General features: G+C 67.3%; 18 protein-coding genes and 1 other RNA gene. 12 read left to right on the top strand and 7 right to left on the bottom strand.

The features are described from left to right. Nucleotides 1-152: 152 nt before the first annotated feature. The 3 genes from AC1DIN_RS02105 to AC1DIN_RS02095 all read right to left on the bottom strand — a co-directional run bounded on the left by AC1DIN_RS02105 (nucleotide 153) and on the right by AC1DIN_RS02095 (nucleotide 3,635). The gene (locus AC1DIN_RS02105; protein WP_476808499.1) at nucleotides 153-1,814 is read right to left on the bottom strand and encodes an efflux RND transporter periplasmic adaptor subunit; all 1,662 of its coding nucleotides are present in this window, start codon (nucleotides 1,812-1,814) and stop codon (nucleotides 153-155) included. A 107-nt stretch (nucleotides 1,815-1,921) separates the two neighbouring features. Continuing rightward, entirely contained in the window at nucleotides 1,922-2,710 is a 789-nt protein-coding gene (locus AC1DIN_RS02100) for an N-acetylmuramoyl-L-alanine amidase (protein WP_476808498.1), read from the bottom strand. Between the two features lie 175 nt (nucleotides 2,711-2,885). Continuing rightward, on the bottom strand, nucleotides 2,886-3,635 hold the full coding sequence (locus AC1DIN_RS02095) for a TerB family tellurite resistance protein (protein ID WP_476808497.1): 750 nt from the start codon (nucleotides 3,633-3,635) through the stop codon (nucleotides 2,886-2,888). 429 nt (nucleotides 3,636-4,064) lie between these two features. On the opposite strand from AC1DIN_RS02095, the gene AC1DIN_RS02090 reads away from it, so the two are divergent. Together AC1DIN_RS02090 and rnpB are read left to right on the top strand one after the other, a co-directional pair. Then, entirely contained in the window at nucleotides 4,065-4,667 is a 603-nt protein-coding gene (locus AC1DIN_RS02090) for a lytic transglycosylase domain-containing protein (RefSeq protein WP_476808496.1), read from the top strand. A gap of 223 nt (nucleotides 4,668-4,890) precedes the next feature. Continuing rightward, nucleotides 4,891-5,296: RNase P RNA component class A (rnpB, locus tag AC1DIN_RS02085), an RNA gene on the top strand. Between the two features lie 213 nt (nucleotides 5,297-5,509). On the opposite strand, the gene AC1DIN_RS02080 is transcribed toward rnpB, so the two are convergent. Further along, on the bottom strand, nucleotides 5,510-5,932 hold the full coding sequence (locus AC1DIN_RS02080) for an organic hydroperoxide resistance protein (RefSeq protein WP_476808495.1): 423 nt from the start codon (nucleotides 5,930-5,932) through the stop codon (nucleotides 5,510-5,512). A gap of 146 nt (nucleotides 5,933-6,078) precedes the next feature. Between AC1DIN_RS02080 and AC1DIN_RS02075 the strand changes: the two genes are divergently transcribed. From AC1DIN_RS02075 to murD, 9 genes are all read left to right on the top strand, one after another. After that, the gene (locus AC1DIN_RS02075) at nucleotides 6,079-6,543 is read left to right on the top strand and encodes a MarR family winged helix-turn-helix transcriptional regulator (RefSeq protein WP_476808494.1); all 465 of its coding nucleotides are present in this window, start codon (nucleotides 6,079-6,081) and stop codon (nucleotides 6,541-6,543) included. Between the two features lie 467 nt (nucleotides 6,544-7,010). Next, the gene (locus tag AC1DIN_RS02070; protein ID WP_441469706.1) at nucleotides 7,011-7,487 is read left to right on the top strand and encodes a division/cell wall cluster transcriptional repressor MraZ; all 477 of its coding nucleotides are present in this window, start codon (nucleotides 7,011-7,013) and stop codon (nucleotides 7,485-7,487) included. Continuing rightward, a complete protein-coding gene (gene rsmH / locus AC1DIN_RS02065; RefSeq protein WP_476808493.1) occupies nucleotides 7,484-8,524 on the top strand; it encodes a 16S rRNA (cytosine(1402)-N(4))-methyltransferase RsmH in 1,041 nt (346 codons plus the stop codon). The genes AC1DIN_RS02070 and rsmH overlap by 4 nt, the downstream gene beginning before the upstream one ends. Before the next feature lie 2 nt (nucleotides 8,525-8,526). Then, nucleotides 8,527-8,913 (top strand): cell division protein FtsL, encoded by a 387-nt coding sequence (gene ftsL / locus AC1DIN_RS02060; RefSeq protein ID WP_441469704.1) that lies wholly within the window; start codon nucleotides 8,527-8,529, stop codon nucleotides 8,911-8,913. 26 nt (nucleotides 8,914-8,939) lie between these two features. Further along, nucleotides 8,940-10,688 (top strand): peptidoglycan D,D-transpeptidase FtsI family protein, encoded by a 1,749-nt coding sequence (locus AC1DIN_RS02055; RefSeq protein ID WP_476808717.1) that lies wholly within the window; start codon nucleotides 8,940-8,942, stop codon nucleotides 10,686-10,688. 28 nt (nucleotides 10,689-10,716) lie between these two features. Continuing rightward, a complete protein-coding gene (locus AC1DIN_RS02050) occupies nucleotides 10,717-12,171 on the top strand; it encodes a UDP-N-acetylmuramoyl-L-alanyl-D-glutamate--2,6-diaminopimelate ligase (RefSeq protein WP_476808716.1) in 1,455 nt (484 codons plus the stop codon). After that, on the top strand, nucleotides 12,168-13,592 hold the full coding sequence (locus tag AC1DIN_RS02045; RefSeq protein WP_476808492.1) for a UDP-N-acetylmuramoylalanyl-D-glutamyl-2,6-diaminopimelate--D-alanyl-D-alanine ligase: 1,425 nt from the start codon (nucleotides 12,168-12,170) through the stop codon (nucleotides 13,590-13,592). The genes AC1DIN_RS02050 and AC1DIN_RS02045 overlap by 4 nt, the downstream gene beginning before the upstream one ends. A 133-nt stretch (nucleotides 13,593-13,725) precedes the next feature. Continuing rightward, nucleotides 13,726-14,808: a phospho-N-acetylmuramoyl-pentapeptide-transferase gene (mraY, locus tag AC1DIN_RS02040; protein ID WP_441469701.1), complete on the top strand. Its 1,083-nt coding sequence runs from the start codon at nucleotides 13,726-13,728 to the stop codon at nucleotides 14,806-14,808. 10 nt (nucleotides 14,809-14,818) lie between these two features. Then, nucleotides 14,819-16,267, top strand: coding sequence for a UDP-N-acetylmuramoyl-L-alanine--D-glutamate ligase (murD, locus tag AC1DIN_RS02035; RefSeq protein WP_476808491.1), 1,449 nt, complete (start codon nucleotides 14,819-14,821; stop codon nucleotides 16,265-16,267). A gap of 148 nt (nucleotides 16,268-16,415) precedes the next feature. Here the strand turns inward: murD and AC1DIN_RS02030 are convergent, their stop codons facing one another. The 3 genes from AC1DIN_RS02030 to AC1DIN_RS02020 are packed head-to-tail and all read right to left on the bottom strand — an operon-like array spanning nucleotide 16,416 to nucleotide 19,687. Then, entirely contained in the window at nucleotides 16,416-17,045 is a 630-nt protein-coding gene (locus tag AC1DIN_RS02030) for an Isoquinoline 1-oxidoreductase subunit (RefSeq protein WP_476808490.1), read from the bottom strand. Next, nucleotides 17,045-19,225: a xanthine dehydrogenase family protein molybdopterin-binding subunit gene (locus AC1DIN_RS02025; protein WP_476808489.1), complete on the bottom strand. Its 2,181-nt coding sequence runs from the start codon at nucleotides 19,223-19,225 to the stop codon at nucleotides 17,045-17,047. The genes AC1DIN_RS02030 and AC1DIN_RS02025 overlap by 1 nt, the downstream gene beginning before the upstream one ends. A gap of 3 nt (nucleotides 19,226-19,228) precedes the next feature. Beyond that, a complete protein-coding gene (locus AC1DIN_RS02020; RefSeq protein WP_476808488.1) occupies nucleotides 19,229-19,687 on the bottom strand; it encodes a (2Fe-2S)-binding protein in 459 nt (152 codons plus the stop codon). Nucleotides 19,688-19,843: 156 nt separating this feature from the next. On the opposite strand from AC1DIN_RS02020, the gene AC1DIN_RS02015 reads away from it, so the two are divergent. Then, on the top strand, nucleotides 19,844-20,512 hold the full coding sequence (locus tag AC1DIN_RS02015) for a TetR/AcrR family transcriptional regulator (RefSeq protein WP_476808487.1): 669 nt from the start codon (nucleotides 19,844-19,846) through the stop codon (nucleotides 20,510-20,512). The last annotated feature ends 20 nt before the right edge of the window (nucleotides 20,513-20,532 follow it).

Genomic DNA, 20,532 nt, shown 5'->3' with positions numbered 1-20,532 from the left:
TCGACGCCTACACTCAGTGCTCGTCCCGAGGCGAGCCGCAGGCGCGTCTCGAAGGATGTTCCAGATGTTTCCGGAAACACCCCGACCATCCTTCGAGACGCCGCTGCGCGGCTCCTCAGGACGCGGGCTACACATGTGATCGCGGGCTGTCATCAGAACAGCCGCGGCCCGCGCGGGCGGGAGGCGGGCGGTTCGGGTGCCGCCGTGGCGCGTGGGCCGCCCCCGGTCACGATCTGCATGCCGTCCTTGACCTCGCCGCCGAGAAGCTCGGTGAAGGCGCCGTCGGTCGGCCCGAGCATGACCGGCACAGGCTTGGGCTGGCCGGCGTCGTCGAGCACATAGATGCGTCCCGGAACGCCCTGGGGCGGGGCGGCGCGTCCTTCCTGCATGATCGCCACGAACTTGGCGCGGCGCTCGGGGTCGAGAACCGCGCCGATCTTGGCGACGAGCTCGTTGCGCGCCGTGCGGATGGCGGCGCGGCGCTCCTCTGGCGAGAGGCCGGCCATCGCCTCGCGACTGCCGCGGCGCTCCTTCAGGATTTCGGCGATCGCCTGCTTCTGCTCCGCCGTCGGCTGCAGCTCGGTCTCGATCCGCTCACGCAAGGCCGCTGCGGCGCGCGGGCCGCGCTCGCTCGCGGAGCCATCGGAAGCGGGACCGGCGCCGGAGGGAGCGGATGGCGCGAGCGCGGCGCCGGCGGGGCGGAAACGCAGCGCGGCATTGGGCACGCGCAGCGCTTCGGACCGGTCTTCGGTCACGACCTGGAGATTGGCGGTCATGCCCGGCAGCAGCGCCATGTCGCGGTTCTCGACCCGCACGACGCCGGTATAGGTCACGACGTTCTGGATGGTCTGGGCGCCGAGGCGGACCATCTCGACCCGCCCCTGGAAGGTCCGGTTGGGATAGGCGTTGACGGTGAAGGAGACCGGTTGTCTCGGCCTCAGCCGGCCGACATCGGCTTCGTCGATGTTGGCGTAGATGTCGATGGTCCTCAGGTCCTGTGCGATCTGGAACAGCGTCGGCGTCGAGAGCGAGGCGGCGACCGTCTGGCCGAGATCGACCTGGCGCTGCACCACGACGCCATCGACCGGCGAGCGGATATCCGTGCGCTCGAGATCGATCAGGATGTCCTTCAGCTTGGCCTCGCGGCTGCCGATCAGGGCGGTGCCGGACTGGACCTGGCCTTCGGCGAGCTGAATGTCTGCATCGAGCCCCTTGAGCTCGGCGCGGGCCGAGGCGAGCTGGGCCTCGTTCGAGGCGAGCGTCGCCGTCTGGATCTCGACCTGCGTGCGCGCGGTGTCGAGATTCTGCTGCGAGCCGGTGCTGCGGTTGAAGAGCTGCTCCTGGCGCTCGAAGGTGCGCTTGGCGTCGGCGAGTTGGGCGGCGGTGCGGTCGCGCTGGGCTTCGAGATCGCGGATGACCGAATCGGCCTTGATCCGGGCGGTGCGGGCGCGGTCGAGCTGGGCGCGCTTGACGGTGAGATCGGCTCTGGCCTGCTCGAGATCCGACTGTGCCGCGTCGCGTCGCGTCTTGATCTGGTCGCTGTTGAGGCGAGCAACGATCTGCCCGGCCTTTACCTGCGAATTGTAGTCGACGAGGATCTCGACGATCTGGCCGGAAAGCTGGGAACCGACGAGGACGGTGGTGACCGGCGTCAGTGTGCCGGTGGCGCGCACTGCGGCGGTAATGCGGCCCCGATCGAGCGCTGCGGTGCGATAGGGTGGTTCATTGGCGGCCCCGCCGGCCGGGCGCAAAGCCCAGTAGCCGCCGGCTGCTGCGAGCACGACGAGCCCCGTTCCGATCAGCCATTTGCGCAAGGTCGCTTCCCCATCCCGCCTGCGCGCGAGCGCAGTTGGCGGCGACTGTGCCAGAAAGCGGATCGGCCGGCGAGTTAACTTCCTGCAATCTTTGGGTTAGCCACCGCTCAGGCCGTGCGGGCGCCCTGCGTTGCTGCGAGCAGGTCCCGCAACGTCGTGATCGTCGAGGAATCGGCGACGCCGTCGACCTTCTCCGGCCGCCAGTGGCGCTGGAAGGCGGCGACGACGGCTTCGAGCTTCTCGTCGAAGATGCCGTCGACCGCGACGCCATAGCCGAGCATGGCGAACATCGCCTGCAGTGCCTCGACCGGCTGGCCGCTCTCGCCGCGGGCGAAGAAGCGCCCGCCCCGGATCGGGGCAGGCTCGCTCCACAGGCCGACGCCGGCCTCGGCGAAGCGCCGCCACGGGAATTTCTCGCCGGGATCGATCTTGCGCCCCGGCGCGATGTCGGAATGGGCGAGCACGCGTTCGGGGGAAATGGCCCAGCGCTCGCAGATGTCGCGGCAGAGATTCAGCGTCGCCGCGATCTGCTCCTCGGGATAATCGGGGAGGCCGCCGGGATGGCCGGGGTTGGCGATCTCGATGCCGATCGAGCAGGAGTTGAGGTCGGTCTCGCCGGCCCAGTGCGAGGCGCCAGCATGCCAGGCGCGACGGCCCTCCGGCACGAGCTGTAGCGTGTGGCCGTTCTCGAAGACGAAATAATGCGAGGAGACCTGCGAGACCGGGTTGCACAGCCACTGCAGCGCTTCGCCGGCAACCGGCATGCCGGTGTAGTGCAGGATCAGCATGTCCGGCCGGCGGCCAGGCGTGCCGTCGCGCTGCTTGCGCTCGCCGTGATTGGGGGAGGGAAAGACCTTGGCAGCGAAGCGGCTGTCGGGGGTTGCTGAGTCGGTCATGGGCCTGGCTTTAGCGCGTGAGACAATGGCGGTCGAACCACGCCGTCATCCCCGGCGACCGAAGGAAGACCCGGGGTTCATGCAGGAGCATTCGTGGGGGGCGGCATGGACCCCGGGTCGGCGCTGCTTCGCTGCCTGTCCGGGATGACGGCACGTTTTCCAAAAGGAGCAACGCTCAAGCGGGTTCGGGCGTGAGGTTGCGGCTCATTCCGCGTTCCTTCCGGATCGCGTCCCAGGCTGCGTTGATCGCCGAGAGCCGCTTCGTTGCGATGGCGATCGCCTCCTCGGGGAGGCCGCGGGCGATCTCGCGGTCGGGATGGGTCTCGGCGACGAGGCGACGATAGTGCCGCTTCAGCTCGGCGTCGTCCATCTCGCGGCTGGCACCGAGGACGAGATAGGGATCATCCGCGCGCCGGACGTGGCGCGCTTCGATCCGAGCGAAATCGCGCTCCTCGATGCCAAAGATGCCGGCGACCGAGCACAGATAGGCATGCTCCGCCTCATGGATCGCGCCGTCGGCCGCGGCGATCAGGAAGAGCCCGTCGAGGACATCCTCCAGCAGTGCGGGTTCGTCCCTGAAGGCGCCCGCGATCTGCGCGGCATAGGCCTCGAAGCCGGCGCTGGTCTGCTTGGCGAGGTCGAACAGATGCTCGATGCGCTGCTGCTGTTCCGGCGGAACCTCGATGATGCGGCGGAAGGCGGTGACCTCGTCGCAGGTCACGACGCCGTCCGAGCGCGCCATCTTGGCGGCGAGCGCGACCAGGCCGGTGGTGAAGACGAGCTCGCGCGGCGCCGAGCCGAAAGGCGCCCCCTCGCGATCGACCAGCACATGGCCCGCAACCGCACCGAGCAGGGCGCCGAGGGGGCCGCCCAGAACGAGCCCGAGCCCGCCGCCGCCGAGTGCACCCCAGAAAGAGGAAGCCATGAACGCAATGACCCTGGTGAATCCGAAGGGCGAATGATGTGGGGAGCCGCCGCACTGATGCAAGGGGCGCGGCTGCGGCGGCCTGACGCGCCAAAAAAGTTCCGCCGGCCGGGAATGGGGCGGCAATGGGGCGGTTCGGATGCCTGCTTGATTCGTTCTTATGGGCGCTGGGCCGGCTAAGTTTTCAAGGCGACTCAATACATAAAAATACTAGATAGATAAATATAGAATAAATTCCTGTTTATGTATTGAATCTCATGTTTTTATTAATTTAGGGACAGATTATCGACATATTCGAGCATCAATTGAACGCCCCCATTGGCCAGTCGTGGCGTAAGGTGGGTTCAGTTCAACATGCGGTATATCTCTGGTGGTCTCGCGGCTGTGTGCCTGATTAGCCTCTCCGGCTTGGCTTCGGCGGAGGAACTCGTGAACGCGGAAACGGACGCCAGAGCCTTCATCGTTCGCGAGGCGCAGATCGCCCGCGAGAAGGCCGAGGATGCGCAGGGCGAGCAGGTTGGTGCGGCCGCCACCAAGGCGGGCGCCAGGGGCGGGCGCAAGGCGGCGCGGATGGCCAGGGCCGAAGCGGCGCGTGCTGCCGATGCCGAGACAGAGAAGGCCGAGCCTCGCGCAAGCCATTCGCTGGCCGCTCCGGCCGGGCCCGAGGGAATCAAGGCCATCGTCGCGCGCCATGCAGCAGCCAACGGCGTGCCGTTCTCGCTCGCCGATGCGGTGGTGCGGGTCGAGAGTCGCTACAATCCGCGCGCCTCGCATGCCGGAAATCTCGGCCTGATGCAGATCCGCCACCAGACCGCCCGCGGCATGGGCTATTCGGGCGGGGCCAGCGGCCTGCTCGATGCCGAGACCAATGCCCGCTACGGCATGAAATATCTGGCGCTGGCCTACAAGCTTGCCGGCGGCGACACCTGCCGCACCATCATGAAATATCAGAGCGGCCACATGGCGACCCGGATGAGCGGCGCCAACCGCACCTATTGCGCCAAGGTGCGCACCATCACGGCGCGCAACTGACGGCTATCGTGCAGGTTCCGGGCTTGCTTCTTCTCACGCGAGCCCTCGTCCTGAGGAGCCGTTCCGTCAGGAATGGCGTCTCGAAGGGCGCTTCGGGAGGCTCCGGAACCCTCTGGAACATCCTTCGAGACGCAGCCTTTGGCTGCTCCTCAAGATGAGGGCTCGATTTCCTGGCGGCTTTCCCAGCTTGACGCCGGCCGCGCCAGCGCGCATTCCCCCCTCGCCAGTCGGCCGGACGGCCGCTCCCGCTCGCGGGGGAGGAAAGTCCGGGCTCCACGGAAACACGGTGCCGGATAACGTCCGGCGGGGGCGACCCCAGGGAAAGCGCCACAGAGATCGAACCGCCGCCGGCCATGAGCTTCGGCTCCTGCCCGTCGGTAAGGGTGAAAAGGTGCGGTAAGAGCGCACCGCGGACCCGGCAACGGGGACGGCATGGCAAGCCCCACCGGGAGCAAGACCGAATAGGGACGACGCTTTCCGCGCAAGCGGAGAGGGGCTGGTTTCTGAGCCCTGTCGTCCGGGTTGGTTGCTCGAGGCGCGCAGCAATGCGCGTCCCAGAGGAATGGCCGTCACGTCGGGGGAGCGATCCTCCGGCCATCCAGAACCCGGCTTACAGGCCGACTGGCACCTCTACCGTCGCGAATTCTGCTCCGGCGGACTCAGGCGCGGCTTTCTACGCTTCCGGTGTTGCGGGTCGAGCCAAGCCTGCCGGCCGGCGCCTCCTTTTCGGCGCTCCCGATCGTCTCTTCAGAGCCGCGTCGTCCCGGGCGACCGCGTATGAATCCGGATCTGCGCTGCGCTGCGTCCGGGATGACTGCGCCGTGTCGCTTGACGGCTTCGCCTCAGGCCACCGTCGTCTGGACGTCGATGTTGCCCTTCGTCGCGTGCGAGTAGGGGCAGACGACGTGGGCCTTCTTCACGAGGTCCTCGACCACGGCCGTGTCGAGGCCCGGCACCGAGACGGTCAGCTTCGCGGCGATGCCGAATCCCTGCCCGTCGTCGCGCGGGCCGATGCCGACATCGGCGCTGACCCGGGCGTCCTCAGGAATCTTCACCTTCTCCTTGCCGGCGACGAATTTGAGCGCGCCGAGGAAGCAGGCCGAATAGCCCATCGAGAAGAGCTGCTCCGGATTGGTGCCTTCCCCGCCACCGCCGCCGAGCTCCTTCGGCGTGTTCAGGACGAGCTTGACGTTGCCGGTATCGGTCGCGGCCTGGCCTTCGCGGCCGCCGGTGGCGGAACCATGGGCGGTGTAAAGGATTTTCATGGGATGCTCCTTCTTTGCGGTGAACCGATGCTTGCCATTTAGATTGTGCACAATTAGGTTGTCAACAATCAATTTATGCAAATGACGGGTCGGTTGATCGCGCGGGCAAATTCCGCTTTGCCTGAGCTGCTGATGATGAGGATGCGATGACGGAGCAAAGCGAGGCCAAAGAGGCGATGCCGCGGCTTGAGCAGCAGCTCTGCTTTGCGGTCTATCAGGTCGGCCATGCCTTCAACCGGGCCTATCGACCGGTCCTCGCCGAGCTCGGGCTGACCTATCCGCAATATCTCGTGATGCTCGTGCTCTGGGAGCAGGACGGGCTCACCGTGAAGGAGCTCGGCGAGAAGCTGATGCTGGATTCAGGCACGCTGACGCCGCTGCTCAAGCGACTAGACGCCGCCGGCATCATCCGGCGCGAGCGCGACGCGCGCGACGAGCGCCAGGTCCGCATCCTGCTGACGGAGAAGGGCGAGCGGATGCGGGAGCGAGGCCGTTGCATCCAGGATGCGATCGGGCAGGCGCTGGGGGCGACGGCGCCGGATGCCGGGCGGCTGCGCGATCAGCTCGGCCTTGTTCGCGACGCGCTGCTGGCGGCTTCCCGGGACGCTTGAACATTCCGTCTCTCACCTGAGGTGCGGCGCCGTTCCCGGGTTGACCCGGAATCCCTCGGAGGGCGCAGGTGCCTTGTGAAGGCTCTGGATCGGCGCTGCTTTGCGGCTTGTCCGGAATGACGCTGCGCTTCCGTAGAAATTTTTCATCGCGGTCGTGCCGTGCGTCGCCGTGGCGAAGGGTGCCGCGGCGCCGAATTCCGCGCGCTTACGGATACTTAACCTTAACGAGCTGTGATGGCGGAGAGTCCCCGCAGGTGCGTTCGCGCACCCTCGATTCCATTGACGCCCATTATTGCCCATGCTATCCCAAATCATCCCGTCGAAGCCGGCAGGCAATCCAAAGGTCAAGGTCCGTGTGCCGCGCGGAATTTGGCTGCAGGAGGTGTCTTGCCCGCTTCGGCGGGGGGTCTTTTCGCCGCCAGCCTCGCCGTGCTGCGGCGCCGTGGGGAGCAAGCCGGGAGGCGGCGTTGACGGACCGCTTCGTCTCGAACTTCACCAATCGGCTCGACGCCAAGGGGCGTGTTTCCATTCCTTCAAGTTTCCGGGCTGTCCTTGCGAAGGACGGCTACGAGGGGCTCTATGTCCATCAGGCGCTCGACCTGCCGGCGCTGGACGCCGGCGGCAACGCGCTGCGGGCCACGATCGACGACATCCTGGCGCGCTTCTCGCCGTTCTCGGACGAATGGGAGCTGCTTTCGACGGCGCTCAACGGCACCTCAGAGGTGCTGAAGGTCGATACGGAGGGGCGGATGGTGCTGAGCGAGGCGCTGAAGGCGCATGCCGGGATCGGCGACATGGTGACCTTCGTGGGCCATGGCCACAAATTCCAGATCTGGGAGCCGGAGCGTTTCCGTGCCCATCTCGAAGCCGCGCGGACGCGGCTGCGCGACGTCAAGCGCGCGCTGGGCGGATTGACCATTCCAGCCGGAGGTGCGGGCACATGACGGATCGTGGCGACCGTCCCGGTGCGGCCATTGGCGGGCCGGCTCGTCATGTACCCGTGCTGCTCGCTGAAGTGCTGGAAGCGCTCGCGCCGCAGCCGGGCGGGCGCTATCTCGACGGCACCTTCGGAGCCGGCGGCTACACGAAGGCGATCCTCGATGCGGCGCCGGGCGCGATCCTGCTCGGGCTCGACCGCGATCCGACGGCTATCGCGGGCGGGGCGGATCTCGTCGCGGCGATGGACGGGCGGCTGACATTGTCGCAGGCCTGCTTCGGGGAGCTCGCCGAGGAAGCCGAGCGCTTCAAGATGGCGCCGCTCGACGGCGTCGTGCTCGACATCGGCGTCTCGTCCATGCAGCTGGATCAGGCCGAGCGTGGCTTTTCATTCCGCTTCGACGGGCCGCTCGACATGCGCATGAGCGGGCAGGGGCAGAGCGCGGCCGAGATCGTCAACGAGGCCGAGGAAGGGCTCCTCGCCAACATCTTCTACCATTATGGCGAGGAGCGCCGCTCGCGCGCCGTCGCACGCGCCGTCGTCGAGGCTCGCCGCAAGGCGCCGCTCACCACCACCAAGCAGCTTGCCGATCTCGTCGCCGGCATCGTGCGCGGCGAGCCGGGCGGGGCCCATCCGGCGACGCGCGTCTTCCAGGCGCTGCGCATCGCGGTCAACGACGAACTCGGCGAGCTGGTCAGGGCTCTGCATGCGGCCGAGACGGTGCTGAAGCCCGGCGGGCGGCTCGTCGTCGTGACCTTCCACTCGCTGGAAGACCGCATCGTCAAGCAATTCTTCGCCGAGCGCTCGGGCCGCATGCCGGCCGGCTCGCGTCATGCTCCGGCCGTGGCTGCCGCGCAGCCGACCTTCCGGCTGATCGCCAAGGGCGCGGTCGCGCCGTCCGAGGCCGAGATGCGGGCCAATCCGCGGGCGCGCTCGGCCAAGCTGCGCGCCGCCGAGCGCAACGAGGCGCCGGCACGCAGCGCCGATGCCGGGCTCGTCGCGCTTTCGACCGTCCCCGACCCGCAGCCGCGCCGGAGATCCTGAGCGTGATCAAGCTCCTGCATGTCATTGCCATCGGCGCACTGGTCTCCTCGGCGGTCTATGCCTATTCGATCAAATACGAGACGACGCTGGCGGCCGAGCATCTCCAGAAGCTCAAGACCAAGACCCAGCGCGAACGCGACGCGATCCAGGTGCTCAAGGCGGAGTGGCAGTTCCTGAACCGGCCCGACCGGGTCCAGGCGCTGGCCGAGCGGCACCTCGACCTGCAGCCCTTCGTCGTGACGCAGGTCGTGAAGCCGTCCGACATCCCCAATCGCGGCCCGAAGGTCGACACCATCGGCCGCAAGCTTGAGGATCTCGGCCTCAGCGTCCCGACCGAGACGCCGAAGAGCGCCAGGACGGGCGCGACGACGCCGGGGCCGATGCCATGACCGGACCGAAACAGAACGAGGCCCCGATGGAGCAGCAGCACGAGGCCGCCGAGGGCGCGGTCAAGCGCGGGCGCCTGGCCTGGCTGCGTGATGTCTTCCGCATGAGCGGCGAGAAGAGCCAGCCGCGCGTCGGCCTGGTCATCCTCGGCTTCTCGGCGCTGTTCATCGCCATTACCGGCCGGCTCGTCATGCTGGCGACACTGCCGAACGAGCAGGTCGGCCTGCGCCGCGCGACCTCCAACGCCATCTCCGCGGCGCGGCCCGACATCACCGACCGCAACGGCGAGGTGATGGCGACCGACATCCGCACGGTCTCCGTCTTCGCCGAGCCGCGCAAGATCCTCGACAAGGACGAGGCGACCGAGCTGCTGACGGCCGTGCTGCCCGATCTCGATGCCAAGGATCTGCGCGACAAGCTCGGCACCAAGAAGGGCTTCGTCTGGGTCAAGCGCGAGATCACGCCGCGCCAGCAGGCCGAGGTGCACCGGCTCGGTATCCCCGGCGTCGGTTTCGTGCCCGAGAACAAGCGCGTCTACCCCAACGGCACGGCGGCTGCGCATGTGCTGGGCTTCGCCAGCGTCGACAATGTCGGCATCGCCGGCATCGAGAAATACATCGACTCGCAGGGGCTGCAGGACCTCAACGGCGCCGGCCTTGCGACCGAGGCCTCCGACCTCAAGCCGGTTCAGCTCTCGATCGACCTACGCGTCCAGCACCTGCTGCGCGACGAGCTCTTCAAGGGCATGGAGCGCTTCAAGGCCATCGCGGCGGCCGGCGCGATCATGGACGTGAACACCGGCGAGGTGATCGCGCTGGCCTCGCTGCCGGATTTCGATCCGAACAATCCGGTCGACGCGCTGGAGAAGGACCGCATCAACCGGATGAACGTCGGCGTCTACGAGATGGGCTCGACCTTCAAGGCGCTGACCATCGCGATGGCGCTCGATTCCGGCAAGGTCAACATCAATTCGAGCTTCTCGACCGCCGGCGGCATGATGCGGTTCGGCCGCCAGGTCATCAAGGAATACCACGGCACCGGCCGCAACCTGACGGTGCCCGAGGTCTTCCTGCACTCGTCCAATATGGGCTCGATCAAGATGGCGCTCGCCGTCGGCGTCGAGGGCCACAAGGCCTTCCTCAAGAAGATGATGCAGCTCGACCGGATGACTACGGAGCTGCCGGAAAGCGCCGCCCCGATCGTCCCGCAGCGCTGGGGCGAGATCAACACCGCGACCATCGCCTTCGGCCACGGCCTGGCGGTCGCGCCGCTGCAGGCCCTCTCCGCAGTCGCGGCGCTGGTCAATGGCGGCTATCTGATGAAGCCGACCTTCCTGAAGCGCACCGAGGAGGATGCGCGCAAGGTCGCGACGCGCGTGATCAAGCCGGAAACCTCGGAGGCGATGCGCTACATCATGCGCCTCAACGGCGAGAAGGGCTCCGCCCGCAAGGCCGACATTCCCGGCTACTTCGTCGGTGGCAAGACCGGCACGGCCGAGAAGGTCATCAACGGCCGCTACGCCAAGAACAAGAACTTCACGACCTTCACGGCGATCGCACCCTCGGACAAGCCGAAATATCTCTTCCTCGCGATCTATGACGAGCCGAAGGGCTATGCCGAGAGCGGCGGCTATTCGACCGCGGCGTGGAATGCCGGCGTTACCACGGGCAAGGTGATCGAGCGCGCGGCGCCGATCCTCGGGCTCAACCCGCGCTTCGACCCGCCGCCGTCGCCGTTCCCGTTGATGGCGAAGCTCGGCGCCTGGGGTTCGCGCTGATCTCGGCCTATACACGGTGACCATGACGATGACCGGATACAGCCTCGGAAACCTCTTCCCCGAGACCTTCGACGTCGACGCCGCCAGCCAGCAGGTGCACGGCGTCGCCTTCGACAGCCGGAAGGTTACGGGGGACGACGTCTTCGTCGCGCTCGCCGGTGCGAAGGCGGACGGTGCGCGCTTCATCATGGACGCGGTGGGGCATGGCGCCGTCGCCGTTATTTCGGGCGGCCCGCGCCCGGCCGACCTGCCGGCGGGCGTCGCCTTCGCGCAGGTCGACGATCCGCGCCTTGCATTGGCGCTGGCTGCCGCGAAGATCCATCCGCGCCAGCCGCAGACCATCGTCGCGGTGACAGGGACGAGCGGCAAATCCTCCGTCGCAGATTTCACCCGGCAGATATTCCAGGCACTCGGCCATGAGGCGGCGAGCCTCGGCACCATCGGCGTGGTTACAGCGAAGGGCGCCGATTACGGCTCTCTGACAACGCCCGACCCGCTTTCGCTGCACGCCTCGCTGGATCAACTCGCGGGTGACGGCATCACCCATCTCGCGATGGAAGCCTCCTCGCACGGTCTCGATCAGCGCCGCCTCGACGGCGTGCGGCTGCAAGCCGGCGCCTTCCTCAATCTCGGGCGCGACCATCTCGACTATCATGCCGGCGTCGAGGACTATCTCGCCGCCAAGCTCCGGCTCTGGGAGCTGCTGCCGGAAGGCGCGCCGGTCGTGGTCAATCGCGACGAGCCCTTCGCGGAGGAGGCGGCGCAGGCTGCCGTGGCCGCCGGGCATCCGATCATCGGCATCGGCCGCAAGGGCGAGACGCTGACGCTGCTTGGCAATGAGCGCGATGGCTTCTCGCAGCGGCTCACTGTCGGTTTCGACGGGCAGAAGCTCTCGGTCGCGCTGCCGCTGGTGGGCGATTTCATGGCCGGCAACGCGCTGGTCGCCGCCGGGCTTGCGATCGCGACCGGCGAAGACAAGGCCGCCGCGCTGCAGGCGATTGCGGGCCTCAAGGGCGTGGCCGGGCGGCTGGAGCGCGTCGGAGAGGCCAATGGCGGGCTCGTCGTGGTCGACTATGCCCACAAGCCGGATGCGCTTGCCGCCGTGCTGACGACGCTGCGGCGCTACGCGACCGGGCGGTTGATCTGCGTCTTCGGCTGCGGCGGCGACCGCGACAAGGGCAAGCGCCCGCTGATGGGGGCGATCGCGGCCGAGAAGGCCGATATCGCCATCGTCACCGACGACAACCCGCGCAGCGAGGATCCGGCGACGATCCGTGCCGAGATCATGGCTGCCTCGCCGAAGCTCCTGGAGATCGGCGACCGCGAGGAGGCGATCAGAAGCGCGGTGTGCATGCTGATGCCTGGGGATTTGCTGGTCATAGCCGGAAAAGGCCATGAAACCGGCCAGATCGTGGGCGACCGCACACTGCCCTTCTCCGATCACGACGTGGTCCGGAAAGCGCTATCGGAGATCGCAGGATGAGCGCCCCTCTCTGGACCGGAGACAAGCTGATCGCGGCGCTGGGCGCGCGGCCCGAGGGCGCCGTGCCGCCGGCCGTGACGGGGGCCTCGATCGACACCCGCACGGTTGAGCCGGGTGACGCCTTCTTCGCCATCAAGGGCGAGGCGCGCGACGGGCATGAATTCGTCAAGGCTGCGCTTCAGAAGGGTGCTGCGCTCGCCGTGGTCGATGAGGCGCATGCGGCGGACCTCACGGGCGCCGGTGCGCTCGCCGTCGTTCCGGACGTGCTGAAGGCGATGGAGCGGGCCGGAACGGCGCGGCGGGCGGAGCTCAAGGCGGGCGTCATCGCCGTCACCGGCTCGGTCGGCAAGACCGGCACCAAGGAGGCGCTGCGCCTCGTGCTCTCGCGGCAGGGCAAGACGCATGCGCCGGTCGCCTCCTACAACAACCATTGGGGCGTGCCGCTCACTTTGTGTCGTACTCCCGGCGACGTGGCCTATGCGGTCTATGAGATCGGGATGAACAGCCCCGGCGAGATCGTGCCGCTGGCGCGGATGGTGCGCCCGCAGGTTGCGATCATCACCACGATCCAGCCGGTGCATCTGGCCGCTTTCGCCTCGCTGGAGGGCATCGCGGAAGAGAAGGCCGGTGTCTTCTGGGAGCTTGAGAAGGGCGGCACGGCGATCGTCAATGCCGACATTCCGCAATCCGAACTGCTGCGGGACATCGCCAAGTCCGGCCCGGCCGGGCGGATCATCACCTTCGGCGAAAGTCCCGATGCCGACGTGAAGCTCGTCTCCTGCGCGCTGAAGCCGGACATGTCGACGGTCGAGGCGCGCGTCTTCGGCGAGCCCGTCACCTACCGTCTGGGCAGCCCGGGCAAGCATATCGTGCTGAACTCCCTCGGTGTGCTCGCCGTCGTCCATGCGCTCGGCGCCGACCTCGCGCTCGCGGCGCTGGCGCTGGGCGATCTGAAGCCGCCGGCAGGACGCGGGGCACGGCAGAGTTTGCAGGCACCCGGCGGACGGATCACGCTGCTCGACGAAAGCTACAACGGCAACCCCGCATCGATGCGCGCTGCGATCGAGAATCTCGGCCGCCTGCCGGTCGAGGGGCGGGGCCGCCGCATCGCCGTGCTCGGCGATATGCTGGAACTCGGATCCACAGGCGCGGAGCTGCACCGAGGCCTGGCTGATCCTCTGGTCGCTAGCAAGATCGACAAGGTTTTCGCCTGCGGGCCGCTGATGAAAGGGCTCTATGAGAGCTTGCCTTCGCCCATGCGGGGGGCTTATGCCCCCGGGGCGGGCGAACTGGAGCCGCTCGTGCTAGATGCGATCCGTGCCGGCGATGTCATTACGGTGAAGGGGTCGCTCGGCTCGCGCATGGGGCCGATCGTCAAGGCGATCCTCGCGCGCTTTCCTGCCATGCCTGCCGATGACTGATCTCCAAGAGCGGGATGCGAAAAAGTGGAAACCGGTTTTTCGCATCCCGCTCTCATCTTTTGGAATCGATCACGTTTTATGATTTTGGATCGAATCGCTCCAAAATCATCGTGATCTAAGAGAATAACGAAGCATGCTCGTCTGGCTCGCCGAACTCTCCGGCACCTTCCCGATCCTGAACGTCTTTCGCTACATCACCTTCCGCGCAGGCGGGGCGACGGCGACGGCGCTGCTGTTCGTCTTCTTCTTCGGGCCAGCGGCGATCTCCTGGCTCAGGATCAAGCAGGGCAAGGGACAGCCGATCCGCACCGACGGGCCGGAAACGCATCTCGCCAAGCGCGGCACGCCGACCATGGGCGGGCTGATGATCATGTCCGGCCTGTTCGCCGCGGTGCTGCTCTGGGGCAATCTGCGCAACCCCTATGTCTGGATCGTGCTCGGGGTGACGGCGGCTTACGGCGCCATCGGCTTCTATGACGACTATCTCAAGGTCACCAAGCAGTCGCACAAGGGTTTTTCGGGCAAGGCGCGCATCTCCATCGAGGTCGTGGTCGCGCTGATCGCCTGCTATTTCATCATGCAGACGCAGCCACCGGCAATCGGCTCCGGCTTCGCCATGCCCTTCCTCAAGGAAGCGATCATCCCGCTCGGCATCCTGTTCCCGCTGGTCACGGCCTTCGTGGTGGTTGGCGCCGGCAACTCGGTGAACCTGACTGACGGGCTCGACGGGCTCGCCATCGTGCCGGTGATGATCGCGGCCGGCACCTTCGGCTTCATCTCCTATCTCGTCGGCAACGCGATCTTCGCGAACTACCTGCAGATCCACCACATCCCCGGCGCCGGCGAACTCGCCGTGGTCTGCGGCGCGGTGATCGGCGCCGGCCTCGGCTTCCTCTGGTTCAACGCGCCGCCGGCCCAGATTTTCATGGGCGATACCGGTTCGCTCGGCCTCGGCGGCCTGCTCGGCACCATCGCGGTCGCGACCAAGCACGAGATCGTGCTCGCCATCGTCGGCGGCCTCTTCGTCGTCGAGGCGCTCTCGGTGATCATCCAGGTCGCGGTGTTCAAGCGCACCGGCAAGCGCGTCTTCCTGATGGCGCCGATCCACCACCATTTCGAGAAGCTGGGCTGGACCGAGCCGCAGGTGGTGATCCGCTTCTGGATCATCTCCGTGGTGCTGGCGCTTGTCGGCCTCTCCACGCTCAAGCTGCGCTGAGACACAGAGCATGACGCCCGTCACCGTGTTCGCCGGGTGCAAGGTCGCCCTTTTCGGCCTCGGCGGCTCGGGCCTTGCCACTGCGCGCGCGCTGAAGGCTGGCGGCGCGGATGTCTCAGCGTGGGACGACAGCGAGAAGAGCCGGGAGAAGGCGGCGGCCGAAGGCATCACTGTCGTTGATCTGGCGGGTGCCGACTGGTCGAGCTTCGCTGCCTTCGTGTTGTCGCCGGGCGTGCCGCTGACGCATCCGGAGCCGCATTGGACCGTCGGGAAAGCCGAGGCTGCGGGCGTCGAGATCATTGGGGATGTCGAGCTGTTCTTCCGTGAGCGGGCGAAGACCGCGCCGGGTTCGCCGGTCATCTGCATCACCGGCACCAACGGCAAGTCGACGACCACCGCGCTGATCGCGCATGTGCTCAAGGAAACCGGGCGCGACGTCCATATGGGCGGCAATATCGGCACTGCAGTGCTGGCGCTGGAGCCACCAGCGGCTGATCGCATCCATGTCATCGAGTGCTCGAGCTACCAGATCGACCTCGCGCCGACGCTGGCGCCGACGGTCGGCGTCCAGATGAACCTGACGCCTGATCATCTCGACCGGCACGGCTCGCTCGAGAACTACGCCGCGATCAAGGAGCGGTTGGTCGCAGCAGCGGATATCGCCGTGGTCGGGGTCGATGACGAGGCCTCGAAGCAGATGGCGCGTCGCCGTGCCGCCGGGGGACGCCCGCTCGTGAAGATCAGCGGCGAGCAGCCGCTGGACGAGGGCGTCTTCGCCGGCGTCACCGCCAATCAGGGCCGGCTCGACACCCGTATCGTCGAGGTCAGGGACGGCAAGCCGCGCGTCGTCGCCAATCTCGCCGGCATCGGCTCTTTGCGCGGCTCACACAATGCCCAGAACGCGGCGGCAGCCTTCGCCGCCTGTGCGGCGCTGGGCCTGAGCGCTGAAGAGATCGAAGCGGGCTTCAAGAGCTATCCGGGATTGGCGCATCGCATGGAGGAACTCGGTCGGATCGGTCGCGTCGTCTTCATCAACGATTCCAAGGCGACCAATGCCGACTCGACCGAGAAGGCGCTGACCTCCTTCCACGACATCTTCTGGATACTCGGCGGCAAGGCCAAGGATGGCGGCATCGAGTCCCTGCGCCGCTATTTCCCGAACATCGCCAAGGCCTATCTGATCGGGGCAGCCAGCGACCTCTTTGCCGCGACCTTCGACGATGACGGACGCGTCGCCTATGAGCGCAGCGCCACGCTCGACAAGGCGGTGGCGGACGCGACGCGCGACGCCCTGGCCAAGCCGGGCGAGGGCGAGATCGCGGTGCTGCTCTCGCCGGCCTGCGCCTCCTTCGACCAGTTCCCGAATTTCGAGGTGCGCGGCGACACGTTCCGCAAGCTGGTCGCAGCGTTGCCGGGCTTCGAGCCCTTTGGGGCGGGCGGGAAATCTACCGCTCCGTAGCGCCCGCTGATTCGAGCGGGAAACGCGTGTTCATCCCGGGCTTGACCCGGGATCCATGCCTGAACAGGTCCGGCATGGATCCCGGATCTCCGCTTCGCCGTGTCCGGGATGACAACGCGGATGTTCAAACCCGGCTCGGCCGACCCTTTCACGACGCCGGGCAGGCAGCACCGCTGTCGGCCCAGGCCTGCATCAGCGCGCCGAACTCCGCTGCGGTGCCCGGTGCCGGCTGGCGGCCCTTGCCGGGATTCCAACCCCAGAGCACGAGGGTGTCGGTGGTGACGTGCTTGATCAGCGCGGCGGTGTCGCGGCTGCCGTTGCGATTCTGGTCCTTCAGCTGCTCGCAGATCTGACCGACCGTCTTGCCTTCCCAGGCCATGGAGGCAGGAGCGAGTGCCCAGTGCCCGTCGCCGGCAACCCCTGCCGGATCGAAATTCTCCTTTCCGTGGCAGGTTGCGCAATGCAGCCCGGCTGCGCCATGGCCGTCCTTGCCGCGTACGACCACCGGCTCGTGCAGCTTGCGCGCATCGCCCTGGCGGGGCCGCTCTGTTGCCGGATGGCAGTTCATGCAGCGCGGATGCGTGAGCACTTTGCCCATCTCGTTGAACAGCGCGACCGAGCGGTCGCGCTGATTGGCAATCGAGGCGAAGCTCGAAGCCGGACGCAGGGCCGTGCCGCCGGGCTGGGGCTGGCCGGCACTCTGCGCCAGCGTCAGTGCGCTGCCGGTGACGCAGACAGCGAGCGCTGCCGCGGCGGCGAGGATCAGATTTCGGCTCATCAGACCGTGCCTCCCTGCATCGGCAGCTGGCGCGGCCGGCCATGGCCGAGCGCGGCGAGCGCGTTCGCGACGGCGGGGCCGATCGGCGGCACGCCGGGCTCGCCGACGCCCGTCGGCTTCTCTGTGGAGGCGATGATCCTGACCTCGACCTCCGGCATCTCGTTGATGCGCAAGGAGCGGTATTCGTGGAAGTTGGTCTGGACCGGCCGACCGCCGTCGAGCGTGATCTGGCCGTAGAGGGCGTGGCCGAGGCCGAAGCCGATGCCGCCCTCCATCTGGGCGCGGATGACGTCGGGATTGACGGCGACGCCGCAATCCACCGCGCACCAGACCTTGTGGACCTTCGGCTCGCCCTCCGGGCCGATCGAGACCTCGGCGATCTGGGCGACGAACGAATTGAAGCTCTCGACCACGGCGACGCCGCGCGCTCGGCCATCGACCGGCGCGGAGCCCTTCCACCCCGCCATCTCGCCGACCGCCTTGAGGACAGCTGCTGCGCGCGGATGCCTGTCGCCCATCATCGCGAGCCGGCCCTGCAGCGGGTCCTGCCCCGCGGCCTGCAGCAACTCGTCGACGAAGCACTCGACGGCATAGCCGGTGTGGGTGTGGCCGACCGAGCGCCACCACAGGGTGGGCACGCCGACCTTGGGGTTGTGCACCTCGCAGCGGAAATCCGGTACCTCGTAGAAGATCTCGTTGGCGCCTTCGACCGAGGTCGCGTCGATGCCGTTCTTGACCACGAAGGACTCGAAGGGCGTGCCGAGGAAGAAGGATTGGCCGACCACAGTGTTCGACCAGGCGGTGATCTTGCCATCCTTCACCGCACCCCTGAGGCGGTGCACGAAGAGCGGGCGGTAGTAGCCGCCGGTGAGATCGTCCTCGCGGGTCCAGACGATCTTGACCGGCCGGTTCGGGCCGATCGCCTTGGCGGCCATGGCAAGCTCGGCAGCAAGGTGCTGGCTGACCTGCGCGCGCCGGCCGAAGCTGCCGCCGGCGAGCATGGTCTCGAGGTTCACCTTCTCGGGCGGCAGGCCAAGGATTGTGGCGATGGTCTGGTGCTCGGTGGTCTGGAACTGGCTGCCGAAGCGGGCATGCGCCTTCGCTCCGTCCCATTCCAGATAGCCGTCGAGCGGCTCCATCGGCGCATGCGCCAGATAGGGGAAGACGAACTCGGCTTCGATGACCCGGTCGGCCTTGGCGAGCGCGGCTTCGGCGTCACCGTGGCTGCCGGCGACTGTGCCGGGTTGGCGGGCGAGGCGGCGATATTCGGCGATCAGCTCGGCGCTGCCGCGCTTCTCCGCCTCGCTGTCATCCCAGGTGACCTTGAGCGCCTCGCGGCCCTTCAGAGCCGGCCACATCCCGCTGGCATAGACCGCGACGCCGGAGCCGATCTGCTTGACGTCGACGACGCCCTTGACCTTGAGCGCCTGCGAGGCGTCGAAGCTGGCGACCTTGCCGCCGAATCGCGGCGAGCGGGCGACGACGACCGTCAGCATGTTCGGCGGGTGGATATCGATGGTGAACTGTGCCTTGCCGCGCGTCTTGTCGGCGGTGTCGAGGCGCTTCACCGCGCCCTCCTTGCCGATCAGCCGGTAAGCGGAAGCCGACTTCAGCGGCGAGTTCTCGGGCACGGGCAGTTTCGCCGCGGCCTCGGCGAATTCGCCGAAGCGGCCCTGCTTGCCGGAGGCATGGCTGATGACGCCCGCTTCGACCTTGATCTCGGAGACGGGAACCTTCCAGGCATCGGCGGCAGCCTGGACCAGCATGGCGCGGGCGGCGGCGCCGGCTTTACGCATCTGCTCCCAGCTGTTGGCGATGGCGGTGGAGCCGCCGGTGCCCTGCACGCCCAGCGCGAGATTGGCGTAGAGCTTGACGTCGGCCGGCGCATGCTCGGCGCGCATCTGGCTCCAGGCGGCGTCCATCTCCTCGGCGGCGAGGGTGGCGAGGCCGGTGAATGGCCCCTGGCCGAACTCGATATGCTTGACGATCACGGTGACGGTGTCGTCCGGCGCGACGCGGATGAAGGCATTCGGCGCGAAGCTGTCATTGCCGCCGGGCCGGTAGCCGGCCGCAGCGCCGGACTGGGCGCGGGCATTGCGCGGCAGGTTGAAGCCGATGACGAGGGCGCCGGCGCCTTTGAGCAGCATTCGGCGGGAAAGGGCGGGATCATGCGCGGTCATGGCTCAGATCTCCAGCGCGCGAGCCGCGTCATGGATCGCGGCGCGGATGCGGACATAGGTGGCGCAGCGGCAGATGTTGCCGTTCATCGCGAGATCGATGTCGCGATCGGTCGGCTTGCGGTTTTCCTTGAGGAGGGCGATGGCGCTCATCACCTGGCCGGACTGGCAATAGCCGCATTGCGGCACGTCGCGGGCGATCCAGGCGGCCTGGACGGCATCCGCCTCCTTGCCGGCGAGGCCCTCGATCGTGGTGATCTCGCTGGTCCCGACCGCGGAGACCGGGGTCACGCAGGAGCGCAGCGGCTGGCCATCGATATAGACTGTACAGGCGCCGCATTGGGCGACGCCGCAGCCGAACTTGGTGCCGGTGAGGCCGATATTGTCGCGGATGGCCCAGAGCAAGGGCGTGTCGTCGTCAACGTCGACGGTATGCGTCGTCCCGTTGACTTTGAGAGAGAGCATGGCTGCCTCCGATGCTGGCATGACGCAGCGCGGCACCATGGTGCGGATCGAGGGCTCGCCCTCGATGGCCCGATCTGACATATCAGATGGCGGGCGATGAATCCGTAGCCCTGGGTCGCGCGACTGGACTAAATAGACGATTTGAGTCTATTTAGGATGGTCGCGCGCAGTTTGGATTTTGTCAAGACTACTGACGCTGCAATGTCGGACAGACGCGAAAGTTCCAACTCTCTCCCCGTCGACGACGCTCGTGCTCGCGTCGACCAAATCGCCGAGGCGGCGCTGCGGCTGTTCGCCCGCTATGGCTACAAGCGCAGCTCGATGGACGACATTGCCAAGGAGGCGGGGCTGGCCAAGGCGACGCTCTACCTGCATTTCAAGGGCAAGGACGACGTCTTTCGGGCGATGCTGGACCTGCTCGGACGCCGCGTCGAGGCACGTTGCCGTGAGGTCGTCGCGACCAAGGGCCCGTTTCCGGAGCGGCTTGCTGCCCTGCTGCAGGCTCATCATGGGCAAGCCTATGCGAGCTTCGGCACCGGCGAACATCTCGTCGAGCTGAAGGCGGTGATGAACGCCATCGCGACGCGCGAGTTGCAGGCGTTCGAGCAGATATTCGCCAAGCTGGCAGCGCAACTTCTTCAGGAAGCCGAGAGCCAGGGCGAAATCGCCTTTGCCCGCGCGTGCGTCCCCACCGGGGACTGGATCGCCGGCCTGATGTTCGCGGCGGCCGGCGCAAAGACGGGCGAGCCGCCGAGTGCCCAAGTCTATGCGCAGCGGCTTGCCGACGTTGCCCGCATCTTCGCGGCGTCGGTTGCCGCCCGGTAGCGAAGGACGAAGGCGTTCGG

Source organism: Allobosea sp. 05T438 (assembly GCF_056396025.1).
Note: the sequence above shows the minus strand (reverse complement) of the source record. Positions and strands in the feature narration are given on the sequence as shown.